Here is a 13,563-nt window from a genome sequence, read left to right on the forward strand (position 1 = left end):
TCATTAATTAAAATGAGTAAACGACGGTGAATGATGTAATCGTTTCAGTCTTTTTACTGCCTACAGGCACATCCGATTGTCGTTTTACGGCATAAGATAACTTTAATGCAAGGTTATCCATTACATTAGCTGATAAACCGGTGTAAGATTTTGAGATAGTGTTATCATCGCCAATTTCAGTGGATAATTTTTGTTCAAATTTTGAGTTGGCATTGATCTTCCATTTATATATCCCTGCAATCCTTGTTATGCTTTCACTTTTTGATTCTGAAGCTAACAGGTCTGTTGCTTCTGTCTTGCTTTTACGTTTACCAAAACCAAGTTCTCCATCTAAAATATGTACATCATTTTTAATAAAGTTATAACCGGCACCAAATGCAACAGATGCTTGGTATTCGAATCCAGAGTCTTTAGTATTGTCATAATCTAAAATCCCAAATGCATAAGACTTTTTACTATACTTATAATTAGATTGAAGTTGAGCAACATATTTTTCTGAATCGGTTTCTATCACTGTGCCAGAGTTATCTCTTTCTTTTGAAGAGCTGGTCACTGTAGAAATAAACCCCTCATGTTTCCATTTCAATATCTCGTAAGACAAAGCAAAACGGCCATTTAATGAAGTCGTATCTTTATTACTAGAAACGGCAACATAACCAAATTCTATGCCACCAGTCCATTGACCAGTACAGCCTTCAACAGAATCTTTGCAATTAACAATCGTGTCATCAGTTTCTGAAGGTTTTGCTAAAAAAAAGTCATCCGCTTTTAAAGGGAGACTTAATAAGGAAGTTAATGAAACACTCATTAAGCTTAAAGTAAACAACTTCATCTAAATAATTCCTATCATTTTCATTTAATTTTCTAGAACACACTACACGATATTATACAGTTAAAAAAAAACTTAGTAAAAAAGATTACAACTGCCAAGCATACGAAAACTTCATAAATAACGTTTTATCTGTTTTTTTCAAATTAGGATGATCAATATTGCTAATATAGCCATCAGAATAACCTAAATAAAATAAGGTAAAGGGATTAACTTTATAAGAATAAATTAACTGAGAAGCGAGTACTTTCCTATCCCGTTGTTCATCTATAATAAAGTCAGTACTCTGTCCTTGAGCAGATAAACGAATAAAGCTTCTTTCGTCAATTTGATAAGAAGTACTCAAATTAATTATATCAGTATCGTAAATATCCATATTATCTATTTGGAAAGCCTTATATATATATTCAAATTCTGTATTCAATTGGCGTGTCACCTGATAATCAAAACTTGACTTTATTAGTTGAGAATCACCCAATTCAATTAACTCGTAATCGATCTCGTCTGATAATACTAAAGTAAAACTCATAGCAAGATTTGATAATGGATTTAATTCAGCAGAAAAAGTCTGTTTTTGAGTATCAAAAGCATGCCCCAAGTAATACTCCTTAACGTCAATTAATTCAAATCCTAAAATAGACTCATAAGTCGCTTTTAAAGTTATATAAATACTTCCACCGTCATCTAATTTAGCGCCGTTGATTTCTTTAGAATCAGCCCAGTCAACAAGGATATTCAGAGACTTCCACCAACTACCTTGCTCATCAGAAAACCAAGTTCTTGAGCCACCAATAGCAGCCCTCTTCCAATTACTATATCCAATATAACCAGTATCAGCTCTAAAATCGCTATCAAAATAGTGGTATGTTGTAAACCAATCCCAATTTCTACTGGTATGTGTGTAGTTTAAAGATATAGCATTTCCAGAAATACCTTTCTCCTGAGCAAGACTAACATTATTAACTATTTCTTCTGGATATAAACTCTCAGAAGTCAATGCTTGGAATTTAAAGTAATCACTTTCACTCAACCATAACTTACCATCAATACCTAGCATTTGGTTACGATAGTCTTCAGCTTCACGTGATGTAAGTGTTGTACCTATATTTCCTGTATCGCCTAAATCATAGCGATAACGAAAAATATGATTTCGGCTTGCCTTATCCTCCAACCTCACCAACTGAGTGCCATACTCATCAGGAACAAGCAACTGAGTATGTTTATCTTGTAAACTAATTAGACCGTAGCTGTGTTCCCCTTCCTTCCCTGTTAATTTAACTCCGTACTCAGGCTCTTCAAATACTCGTGTATAAACTAGACGGCTCCAATTACTAAAATAATCAGCGCCATCTAGAAAAAATGGGCGCTTTTCTTTTAAATATAATGAAGACAAACTGTTGATTTCAAGCTCTAAAGAATCGGCCTCAACTTGTGAGAAATCAGGATTTATTGTTGCATTTAAGTAGGTATTTTGCGCAAGCCCCCAGCGAAAATCGATACTTGCTCTGTCTTCAACCTCCCCCGAAACCCAATCACTGTTAGCATTTAAGCTTCGTGAATCTGTTTTAATAACAGTAAGCGAAGGAATTAATGTAAAGTTGCTCGGTGCATTAACTTTAGAAAAACCATCAACTTTTCCCATTTGGCAAAGCTCACAGCCAATATTGCGATCGATGATCTGATTTGATAAGTTGTGAGTGACATCTCTTCGCCACTCTCTAAATACTTCAAGCCCCCATGTTTTTATTTTCTCACCATCTTCAAATCTTAACGCACTATAAGGAATTTGTAATTCAACATTAAAACCTTGCGAAGTGAGTTTACCAACGCTATACCAAATGGCATCCCAACTTTCATCAGAAGTCCCTTTTTGTTCATCAATTATACTATCGGCCTGAATACCGAGCGGATTTACCTTAAATTGAAAGGCTTTTCTAGAGTCGTTAAAAGTATCAAGCTTAATCCCAACTAAATCAGAGGCACTAATATTATCCCGATCACTCAAATATGCCCTAGTTAATTCAGGTTTTATATCATTTGCTTCAAACGCAATATACAGATTACTACCATCTTCAAAAATTAAGGCTCTAGTACCAACAGGTGAAGGTATATTTTCGCCGGGCGATGTCTCAAAATTAAGATATATTTCAAGTGCTTGTGACCATTCAGCTTCGTCGAACTCTCCATCTAGGTTAATAGCTGATTTTGAAATATAAGGAACGGAACCAATAGAATTAAAAGCACATACCTGAAAAGATATAACGCATAATAAGAACCCAGTACTGAAAGTTCGAAAAATAGCTTTCAAATTTATGGCTGTTTGAAGCTTTATCACTTTTATTTTTTATCCACGGACTTTGCAATAAGTCTCTTCGAAATTCTTTCTTCCACTTAGGTCGACAAAGGTATCAAATATATTGAATTATTCAAGTTCAATATAACCAAAATAGGCAGCACCTCTTATTATCCTCAATTATATAACTAATAGAGATTACAAAGTTTTTTCAATGAATCACTAAAAAGAGATAACCCGTTTATAAATTAACTAATTTAATTTTCTTTGTAAGTGGTATATATTGACCCAATCACCCGCTTTTTTATTACCAATAGCTTTTGTTAATTGGCTTTTACGAGGATAAAACACAAAGTTGCCTGTTTCTTGTTCTGCATAGTGCTTCACTTTCTCAGAAACAATTATTTCTCCAGCCTCAGCCATAGACTCTAAACGAGCAGCCATACTCACAGCGTTACCTTCTAAATCAGATTGGTCGGTCACTTCATTATGCACAATAGATACTTGTCCTAAATCAATACCAATACGTAGCTCAAAATCAGCTGACATTAATACATCTCTTATCATACAAGCGCACTCAGCCGCTGCTCTGGCACTACGAAAAGTCGCTCTTAAGGAATCTCCTTCCATATTTGGGTAGCTAGCTTTCCATCTTTCTAATATTGGCTTTAACAAACCACGAAACAACGACAACTTCTCAGAGACAACACCTTCATTCCATAAAGTAAAACCTTTTAAATCGATAAATAAAACACAAAAATTTCTCACCTGATCAAGCTCATGCTCTGCGGCTAACTCCAATAACCTAGGCCAAAATTGATCTTTAATGCCCGCTATTGCTTCTTTAAAACGCTTTTGCATATTACGATCAGCACGCAAAGCAAGTTGGGCGTTTTGTATTCGGCTTGCTTCCTCTTTCAACGAAATTTCTAAATCATTGAGCGAGTAATTTCCAGCTTCATCAACAACCAATTGCACTAGCGCCCCACCAGCAATATCTTTAACTGACTTCAATCTAAGAGCAACTCCCCAATGACAAGCTTGTAGATGATCAATTAATATTGGTAGTGTCGCAATTTCATTGGCAGTTAATCTAAAGTCATATTTGAGTTCAATAATTAATGACTCAGCATAAATCCGCTCAAATTCATGAGGTTTATATTCTGTCTTAACAGTACTATCTCTATCCCAGTAGGCATAATCACAACGTATATCACGAATGTCCCAACCAATTGTTTCTGCATTGAATAGACTCGTGTTCGTAATATCAGCTCGGGCCAGACATGCACCAGACAAATCAGCATCTCTGAAATCACACCCGCGCATTGATGCACCTTCAAAATTAACTCTTGAAAGCTCAGCACCAACAAAATCGATACCCGTTAAATTACTCGACTTAAATTGCGTGGCTCTAATTTGAGCATCAGTCAACAAGCTCTCGGCCAGATTAGCACCGTTAAAAATAGTCTTGTCTAAATTTGCCCCACGAAGATCTACCCTTTTCAAGCTAGCATTGGTTAAATTTTTACCGGCTAAATTCTGCTTTCTTAGATCACACAGATCTAACGTAATGCCGATCAAGTTAAAACTTTGTAAATCCAAATGAGTTAAGTCTGAATTGATAATGGATGTATCATTTAAAATTGCGGTTAATAAATTCACCTGCTGAAAATTACATTTTCTAAACTCAGAATGAGATAAGTTACTAGCAATCATCTTAGCACCATCAAAATCGCATGCATGAAAGCTTGAATGACTAAGATTAGTCGAAATTAAATTAGCATTTTGAAACAAACAACAATCAAAATAACAACCTAAGAAGCGAACTCTTGAAAAATCTATATTACAAAAATCAAAGTCTCTGAATTCAACATTTTCGATAATAATATCTTCTTGACCATGAGAATCTTTCCAGCGTTGCCAATTTTCAGACTTAATGAAAAAATTAGGATCCGTTAATGCTTGATTCATACCTATTTCCATTTAACAATTATCAAATAACACAAACGATTTAACAAAACATAAGAACTAACCGTTTATGTCATTATTATTTTTTACTATTTAATAACACGAGTTATATTAATAACTATATTTTACCTGAGGTGACACTAGTTAATAAATAGGATTAATTATTGTATCGCCTACTTTTTAAATAGATAAATCTCACTGTTCAATAATTATAGTTGCAAAACTATAAAATAAAACTTAACTCAAATAGCAAAGTTGATTATTTCTCATTTTAAACAAAGAAAATACCATATAAAACAAAGAGTAACAATCAAATATTAAAGTTATTTATACCAAACAAGCGATTTGACTAAGACAGCATTTAATATTTCAATTTATTTTTATTCTTCGTTATCATTCATTTCTAACCTTACAAACTTAAGAATTGTTATGCCACATCCATTTGAAGAATTCAGAGCGAAACGTCAAGCCGGAAACGAGAAATTACTTGATACGGAAAACTTAGTAACCAAGCGTCTTATGTCACTTGATAAGCAAGCCTATAAAGATGCAGCTCTACCCGCTAACATTAAAGAATTATTGGCCTTAACAGCTTCAATGGTTTTGAGATGCAATGATTGCATCGATTATCATTTAGAAACAACAGTAAAAATGGGATATAGCAGAGAAGAAATAGATGAGGCTATCGGCATTGCACTATTAGTTGGAGGCTCGATTGTTATTCCACATGCACGACATGCAGCTGAAAGTCTTGATTTTCTATTTACAGAAAACCAGGCTCAAACATAATAAAACAATTAAATGAGAATAGCCCACTGCTTTCCTATTAAGTAAGTAGCCTATTTAAGTAATCTAAGGTTACTTAAATAGAAGTTCTCTTAATTTAGCAATTTCATCTCTCAATTGAGCTGCATTTTCAAACTCTAGGTTTTTTGCTGCTTCAAGCATCTCCTTTTCAAGCTTTGCAATAACCTGTGCAGCTTGAGAAGGTGATTCAACTCGGTAGTTCGCACTTGACTCCGCGACTTTTTTCTGGCGACCTTTATTGGATACTTTTACCGTTTTCCCTGTTTGCATCACATCACTGATTTCCTTCTGAACCCCCTTAGGTTTTATACCATGTTTTAAATTAAACTGGTGTTGTATCTCTCTTCGCCTGTTAGTTTCTGATATAGCTTTGTCCATCGATTTTGTTATTTTATCTGCATATAAAATCGCTTTACCTTTTAAATTTCTTGCCGCTCTACCAATTGTCTGGATTAACGAACGTTCAGAGCGAAGAAAACCTTCTTTATCAGCATCTAAAATAGCCACCAATGACACTTCTGGCATATCTAAACCTTCTCTTAATAAGTTAATTCCAACCAAGACATCAAACTCCCCTGCTCTCAGATCTCGAATAATTTCCATTCTTTCGACAGTATCAATATCAGAATGCAAATATCTTACCCTCGCACCATTTTCATTCAAATATTCGGTTAAATCCTCAGCCATTTTTTTAGTCAAGGTGGTTACTAAAACACGTTCATTCACTTCCACACGCTTATGAATTTCAGACAATAAATCATCGACTTGACTTCCTACTGGTCTTACCTCAACTTCCGGATCAAGCAAACCGGTTGGCCTGACAACTTGTTCAACAATTTCACCCGAATGCTCTTTTTCATAATCAGCAGGTGTTGCAGAAACAAAAATTGTCTGTGGCGCCAACCTTTCAAACTCTGCAAATTTTAATGGTCTATTATCAAGTGCAGATGGCAAACGAAAACCATATTCAACCAAGGTTTCCTTACGTGAACGATCTCCTTTATACATAGCTCCTATCTGTGAAACCATTACGTGAGACTCATCAATAATTAATAACGCATCTTTTGGAAGGTAATCAAACAATGTCGGTGGATGCTCACCAGGCTTACGCCCCGATAAAAAACGAGAATAATTCTCAATTCCAGAGCAATAACCAAGCTCTCGCATCATTTCTAAATCAAATTTAACTCTTTGTTCTAGCCGCTGGTACTCAAGTAACTTATTGGCTCCCTTTAACTGTTCCAACCGCTGGGCAAATTCAATCTTAATTTCTTCTATAGCATCCAACAAAGTTTGCCGAGCCGTGACATAGTGACTCTTAGGGTAAATAGTTGCCCTATTCAGCTTTTTCAAAACTTCACCTGTTAATGGGTCAAATATACTGAGCCCATCCACTTCATCATCGAAAAGCTCGATTCTAATAGCATTCCTCTCAGACTCTGCAGGAAATATATCTATCACATCACCACGAACCCGATATGTCGCTCGCTGTAATTCAGTATCATTACGGCTAAACTGTAATTCAGCAAGTCTGCGTAATATTGTTCTTTGGTTAACCTCTTCTCCAACCTGGAGATGAAGAACCATGCTATGAAACTGTTTAGGATCACCTAAACCATAAATTGCAGATACTGAGGCAACAATCACACAATCGCTTCTTTCCAATAATGAACGAGTCGCAGACAGCCGCATTTGTTCAATATGCTCATTTATAGAAGCATCTTTTTCAATAAAAGTGTCACTGCTCGGTACATAAGCCTCCGGCTGGTAGTAGTCATAATAAGAGACAAAATACTCTACTGCATTATTGGGGAAAAAAGACTTCATTTCTCCATAAAGCTGGGCAGCTAAAGTTTTATTGGGGGCTAATAAAATAGTCGGACGGCCAGTTTCTTTTATAACATTAGCAATCGTGAAAGTTTTTCCAGAACCAGTGACACCTAATAAAGTCTGATGGCTTAACCCATCTTCTAAACCACTAATCAACTTTTTTATTGCTGCAGGTTGATCGCCTGCAGGTTTAAAAGGAGATTCAATTTCAAACCGTTGCTTCATAAATACCATAATCACCAAAAACGACTTTAAGCTAATAGTATTTTAACTGGCAGAGTAAAACTAGGTTTGATCGTTAATCTCATTAAATAACTTTAAATATCAGTTTAAAAAACAAACAAATACACAAAAGCTTAAAAGTACAACTTAGCAAAAAGCAATGGCTATAAATTAAGCTGAAATAGCGATTTAGTTGAAATAATATGGCGAGATTTTAACCTAATTAGCCAAAAGTATTAAAAGATTTCATTTTTTTTAAATTCACAGTTGACCGCCCAGACTTTCTTCTTTATTATTGCGCTCGCTCTCAAGGAGAGACACTATTCCCCCTTAGCTCAGTTGGTTAGAGCGACGGACTGTTAATCCGCAGGTCCCCCGTTCGAGTCGGGGAGGGGGAGCCAAATTACAAAAAAGCCGCTTTTACAGCGGCTTTTTTGTTTCTATCTAAAAAGCCCTTCCACTAACTCCCTACTGCCTTAGATAATCAACAAGTCGGCTAAATACGCTTTAAATCTGTATCAATGCAAGGTAACATGCGCGAGTCATTTATCAAGTATTTGAAACTAGAACAGGAATATTAATAAAATGGTTATTAAACCTAAAATTAGAGGTTTTATTTGTACCAATGCTCACCCTGTTGGTTGTGCAGAAGGCGTTAAAGAGCAAATCGACTATGTTAAAAGCCAGGGAGAACTAGACGCTCGCCCTAAAAATGTATTGGTTATAGGTTGTTCCACGGGCTATGGTTTAGCTTCACGAATTACATCAGCATTCGGCGCGGGCGCAAAAACTCTTGGTATTTGCTTTGAAAAAGAGCCAACTGAAAGAAAAACAGGCACTGCAGGTTGGTATAATACAGCGGCATTTCACCAAGAAGCACAAGAAGCAGGTTTGTACGCTAAAACAATCAATGGCGATGCTTTTTCAAACGAAATTAAAGAAAAAACAATAGAACTAATCAAACAAGATCTTGGTCAAATTGATTTAATTATATATAGCTTAGCCTCTCCTCGCAGAACCGATCCCAACACTGGTGAAACCTATGTTTCAACCTTAAAGCCTATCGGAGGAACTTATACCACAAAAACCTTCGACACTAATAAAAAACTTGTACATGATGTAACACTAGAACCAGCTTCAGATGAAGATATTGCCAACACCGTTAAAGTAATGGGTGGTGAAGATTGGGAGCTATGGATTTCTGCACTCAACCAAGCTGGAGTATTGGCAGATAATTGCCGTACAACAGCATATACCTATATAGGTAAGGAACTCACCTGGCCTATCTATGGACACGCAACAATAGGTAAAGCTAAAGAAGACTTAGATAGAGCCTCAGCAACTCTTAATTCTCAATATAAAGATGTTAACTTAAAAGCTTATGTCACTTCACTTAAAGCAGTTGTTACTCAAGCTAGTTCGGCGATCCCAGTTATGCCACTTTATATTTCTCTAATGTATCAAGTCATGAAAGATGAAGCATGTCATGAAGGAGTTATTGAGCAGATATATGGTCTATTCAATAATTTACTATTATCTGACAATCCACCTGTTGATGATGAAAAGCGCCTCCGTATGGATACTGTTGAAACTAATGATGAGATACAAAATAAAATTAAAGCAATCTGGTCGAAAGTTAACACCGAAAACTTTCCAGAACTTGGAGATTACACAGGGTATCATCTGGACTTTCTAAAACTTTTTGGTTTTGGTTATGAAAATGTTAATTATGACGAAGATATCAGTCCAATTGCTAATTGGTAGTTAGTCCAGAGCTCAAACAATATATTACCTTAATCTAAAGTAAGGGGGCTTTATACTGCCCCCCTTCTTATCACTCTTATTACTACTATCCCATTACCCGACTACACCTTCTAACAATTAGCCTGTTTCCAATAGGTTACACAATATTATTGGGCAATTAATATTACAAATCTCAATTGTTTTATAAAAAAATAGAAAAAAAATTTCATTATAATCTACACTGATATAGGAAAAATAGAAATAATACACAAAAGGAAAAACAAATGGAGTATTCACAAAACCTTAATAAAGGGAAGTTAACTATTGTTGGTTGTGGCTTACACCCTGGTCACATGACTCTAGAAACCAAAAGCCACCTCGAAACAGCAGAAATAGTCTTACTTGTTGCTCCTAACCCACTCACCATTCAGCATGTTCTTTCCCTTAACCCAAATGTTGAAAATTTAGGTCGATTTTATGGAGATGGAAAAACTCGTCGAGAAACATACAGACTAATGGCCAAACGAATAGTAGAGTTAGTTGAATCAGGAAAAAATGTTTGTACTGCATTCTACGGACACCCTGGAATTTTTGTTTTATCGACCCACAAAGCCAGAGAGGCTTTAGAGAAAAAAGGTTACCCTGTTAAAATGCTTCCAGGTATCTCCGCAGAAGATTGCCTATTTGCCGATATCAACTTAGATCCAGCTTCTACAGGCTGTCATTCTTTCGAAGCAACGCAATTTTTACTCACCAAAAGAAACATAGACACAGGCGCAGCATTAATTTTATGGCAGATTGGTTTAGTCGGAGAGCACACTTTAAAATTACAAACTGCCGGAAAACAAGGGTTATCAGCTATTACTCAATTATTGATGGAACAATACCCTGAAGATCACAAGGTTTGCCTATACGAAGCCGCAACATTACCAGGATTCGAACCTAGAATAGATTGGATTAAACTAAAAGACTTGCCCAGTGCTTCAGTAAAAACGATTAGCACTTTAGTAATACCTCACTGTAAACCTCTTGAATTTGCAGAAGAGCGACTTAGTTGGCTAAATTTATCAGACTCAGATCTAACTGCATGGGATGAGCCTGTTGATGAAGAAGTGTTAATTTAAAACACTTTATGTATTTAAAATATCTATAGGAGAACGAAATGGAAAATATAAGCAACTTTTATATTGAGCTATCTATTAACCCAGAAAAAATGGCAGCCTTTAACTCTGGAAATGATCAACAAGCGCTAATTAACAACCGTAAAGAAATGTTGAAAGCGGCAAATATAACAGGCAACAATGATATCATTTATATGGATCAACAACAGCTAAATGATTTCTTAAGTGAAGAACTTGCCCGGACATGTGATGATTGGAAGAATATCAATCTTCTAAAGTCAAACACTGATAACAATGCCAGCTGTCTAGGTAATAGAAGAACACATTAAATATTTTTTATATTCAATTTATTAGCATATTAATATGCTAATAAATTGAATCCACTAAGACTCAGTTTAAACATTCATAATTAGTCTTTTTTAGCTAACGTCAAAAAGGTATTAACCATTATCCAAGCGGTTAATCCTATATTTTTATATAGGCATATTATTGCCCCTTATCAATGACAAAACTCGCATATTTAAATAAACTTTAAAAGATTCTCTATCTAACTTTTCAACTTTGCCATTTTTATTAAGTAAACTATATGTCAAGTAGTATATGTGCTATATTTATTGAGGTTAGTATTAAGCATAAATTATAAGGAGGAACTACTTTGATAAGCTTATGGGATAATACTTAAGATATGAATAACAATACTCAATTGCCTTGCAGCTATTAAATATATGAGAAAACTAACTTTTAAATCTTACATTTTTATAGTTTTCGTCAGTATATGTTTGATTATTTTCACTTCTTTCAACTCAATTAAAGCAACCCCAGAATCTCCTACCTCATCAGCCGTAATACAGACAGAAAAAAGTCCTCAGTGGTATGCATCTCAAGTTGAAAAATATGCTAGAAACGCGCCTAATTTAGCATTAAAGTTTGCCAATGAAAGCGCACAATATTTAGAGAAACACCCCCATCCAGTATCAGAAATAAAAATATTAAATGAGTCGTCTTATGCCTATTACTTTTTAGGTGACTATCCTAAAGCGATGGAGAGAGCTAAAAAAGCAGAAGTACTTGCTCAAAAAAATAAATTATATAAAGCGCTTGCACGCTCTAAAGTTCTTCAAGGTAATGTACTTCAATCAATCAGTGTTCATGAACGAGCTTTAGTGCAATATAAAGAAGCCGCAGATTATTATAGAGCCAATGAAATGCACCATTTACTCAGCAAAGTTATGGTTAATCTGGCCAATACATACTACAACGCAGGACAACACTCTGTAGCGATGAGCTTTTATAAACAAGCAGAAGAAGCGGATACAAAAAAACGAAATAGAGCAAAATACTTTTTAGGTTACGCTAATATTTACTCAGAACAAAATAAAATTGAAAAGGCAATCTTATACTATTTGAAAGCAGCTGAAGATTATAAAATGAAAAATGATCAAATAGGACAAGAACTTTCTCAAAGTGGATTAGGATGGTTATATCTTAAGCAAAAAAAACCAGAGAAAGCTATGGTACTTTTTGATAAAGCACTTGCTTCAGCACGCTCAAGTGGTCGTTTATTTAGAGAAGTCAACATGCTTAGTTGGAAATCCGAAGCACTGTTACAATTAAATAGAAATAAAGAAGCACTCAATATAGCCAATCAAGCCGTCAAAATAGCAACCCAACTAAGTAGCAAACTCGATCAAATATTAGCCTACCAAGCCAAAGCATTAGCTTTAGAAAAACTGGGCAATATAAATGAAGCACTTCAGGTTTATAAACTGATAATAGCTTTAAATATAGAGGTAAAAAATAAACAAGTAGAAACTCAAATGGCGGTTATGCAGGCTGTTTTTGATTTAGATAATAAAAATCATCAAATTGACTTGTTAAGTTCGCAAAATATTATTCAAGAGCTAAATCTAAAGCAACAACAATTTATGTCTCTGATTATTGTTATAACTATATTATTTATTTCTATTACTGCTTTCTTTTTCTACTATCGACGAACCCAACAAAAACTACTCCAAGAAGAACAACATGTCAGCATACGCTTAAAAGAGTTAGACAATTTAAAAAATCAAGTAATGGCAAATACCTCTCATGAATTAAGAACACCACTAAATGGCATTATAGGAATGACACAACTATTGCTTGAAACATCGGAAACCTTAACAGAAGAAGATGCCGAAAAAATTGAAGTTATAAAACAGTGTGGTACAAGACTATTAAGTTTAGTCCAAGACATAACAGACTTTTCTCAATTACAAGCTAGAAAACTAAAACTACACCCTGCTCCCATAGACTTTTTGGAACTAGTGAAAGAAGTAAAATCATTGCTAGCACAAATAGCGAAAGATAAAAACTTAACAATAGAAATAGCTATCGAAGAAAATCTTCCTCTGTTATATGCAGACAAAAAAAGGTTACATCAAATACTACTCAACCTTATTGGTAACGCAATTAAATTCAGCAATAATGGCGTTGTTAGTGTTGTTGCAATTAAATATGAAAAATATGCCAGGATACTTATAAGTGACGAAGGTATCGGCATACAAAAAAATAAGCTCACTCAAATATTCCAACCATTTGAACAAGTAGATGGTAGTTTAACAAGAGAGAATGAAGGCTCAGGGTTAGGGTTACCAATTACTCGAGAGCTGCTATTATTGCATCAACAAGACATTACAATTATCACTGAACGGAATAAAGGGACAACATTTTCGTTTATCCTACCTATCGCCAATACCTAACCTGTGCAATAA

9 protein-coding genes and 1 tRNA gene are annotated in these 13,563 nt (G+C 35.0%); 6 read left to right on the forward strand and 4 right to left on the reverse strand.

Annotation, left to right across the window (positions count from 1 at the left end; genetic code table 11):
• Positions 1-7 precede the first annotated feature (7 nt).
• The 3 genes from ACT5E3_RS13925 to ACT5E3_RS13935 all read right to left on the reverse strand — a co-directional run bounded on the left by ACT5E3_RS13925 (position 8) and on the right by ACT5E3_RS13935 (position 5,093).
• Complete coding sequence (locus tag ACT5E3_RS13925) at positions 8-832, reverse strand: DUF481 domain-containing protein (protein ID WP_444994150.1); 825 nt, start codon at positions 830-832, stop codon at positions 8-10.
• Positions 833-917: 85 nt separating this feature from the next.
• Positions 918-3,164 (reverse strand): DUF5916 domain-containing protein, encoded by a 2,247-nt coding sequence (locus tag ACT5E3_RS13930; protein WP_444994151.1) that lies wholly within the window; start codon positions 3,162-3,164, stop codon positions 918-920.
• A 210-nt stretch (positions 3,165-3,374) separates the two neighbouring features.
• Complete coding sequence (locus tag ACT5E3_RS13935; RefSeq protein ID WP_444994152.1) at positions 3,375-5,093, reverse strand: pentapeptide repeat-containing protein; 1,719 nt, start codon at positions 5,091-5,093, stop codon at positions 3,375-3,377.
• A 426-nt stretch (positions 5,094-5,519) separates the two neighbouring features.
• On the opposite strand from ACT5E3_RS13935, the gene ACT5E3_RS13940 reads away from it, so the two are divergent.
• The gene (locus ACT5E3_RS13940; RefSeq protein WP_444994153.1) at positions 5,520-5,879 is read left to right on the forward strand and encodes a carboxymuconolactone decarboxylase family protein; all 360 of its coding nucleotides are present in this window, start codon (positions 5,520-5,522) and stop codon (positions 5,877-5,879) included.
• Between the two features lie 69 nt (positions 5,880-5,948).
• Here ACT5E3_RS13940 and uvrB read toward each other — a convergent pair whose 3' ends face one another.
• Positions 5,949-7,952, reverse strand: coding sequence for an excinuclease ABC subunit UvrB (gene uvrB, locus ACT5E3_RS13945; protein WP_444994154.1), 2,004 nt, complete (start codon positions 7,950-7,952; stop codon positions 5,949-5,951).
• Between the two features lie 321 nt (positions 7,953-8,273).
• Between uvrB and ACT5E3_RS13950 the strand changes: the two genes are divergently transcribed.
• The 5 genes from ACT5E3_RS13950 (at position 8,274) to ACT5E3_RS13970 (ending at position 13,551) form a co-directional block, all read left to right on the forward strand.
• Positions 8,274-8,350: transfer RNA gene (locus tag ACT5E3_RS13950), tRNA-Asn, on the forward strand.
• Positions 8,351-8,534: 184 nt separating this feature from the next.
• On the forward strand, positions 8,535-9,713 hold the full coding sequence (gene fabV, locus ACT5E3_RS13955) for an enoyl-ACP reductase FabV (RefSeq protein ID WP_444994155.1): 1,179 nt from the start codon (positions 8,535-8,537) through the stop codon (positions 9,711-9,713).
• A gap of 263 nt (positions 9,714-9,976) precedes the next feature.
• The gene (locus ACT5E3_RS13960) at positions 9,977-10,816 is read left to right on the forward strand and encodes an SAM-dependent methyltransferase (RefSeq protein ID WP_444994156.1); all 840 of its coding nucleotides are present in this window, start codon (positions 9,977-9,979) and stop codon (positions 10,814-10,816) included.
• A gap of 38 nt (positions 10,817-10,854) precedes the next feature.
• Positions 10,855-11,142, forward strand: a complete 288-nt coding sequence (locus tag ACT5E3_RS13965; protein ID WP_444994157.1) for a hypothetical protein — start codon at positions 10,855-10,857, stop codon at positions 11,140-11,142.
• Between the two features lie 450 nt (positions 11,143-11,592).
• Positions 11,593-13,551: an ATP-binding protein gene (locus tag ACT5E3_RS13970; RefSeq protein ID WP_444994158.1), complete on the forward strand. Its 1,959-nt coding sequence runs from the start codon at positions 11,593-11,595 to the stop codon at positions 13,549-13,551.
• Positions 13,552-13,563 lie beyond the last annotated feature (12 nt).

The organism is Aliikangiella litoralis, from assembly GCF_052495765.1.

Coding starts and splice junctions, on each gene's coding strand:
- ACT5E3_RS13925 (WP_444994150.1), bottom strand. CDS start 832: ATGAAGTTGTTTACTTTAAGCTTAATGAGTGTTTCATTAACTTCCTTA.
- ACT5E3_RS13935 (WP_444994152.1), bottom strand. CDS start 5,093: ATGAATCAAGCATTAACGGATCCTAATTTTTTCATTAAGTCTGAAAAT.
- ACT5E3_RS13940 (WP_444994153.1), top strand. CDS start 5,520: ATGCCACATCCATTTGAAGAATTCAGAGCGAAACGTCAAGCCGGAAAC.
- uvrB (WP_444994154.1), bottom strand. CDS start 7,952: ATGAAGCAACGGTTTGAAATTGAATCTCCTTTTAAACCTGCAGGCGAT.
- fabV (WP_444994155.1), top strand. CDS start 8,535: ATGGTTATTAAACCTAAAATTAGAGGTTTTATTTGTACCAATGCTCAC.
- ACT5E3_RS13960 (WP_444994156.1), top strand. CDS start 9,977: ATGGAGTATTCACAAAACCTTAATAAAGGGAAGTTAACTATTGTTGGT.
- ACT5E3_RS13965 (WP_444994157.1), top strand. CDS start 10,855: ATGGAAAATATAAGCAACTTTTATATTGAGCTATCTATTAACCCAGAA.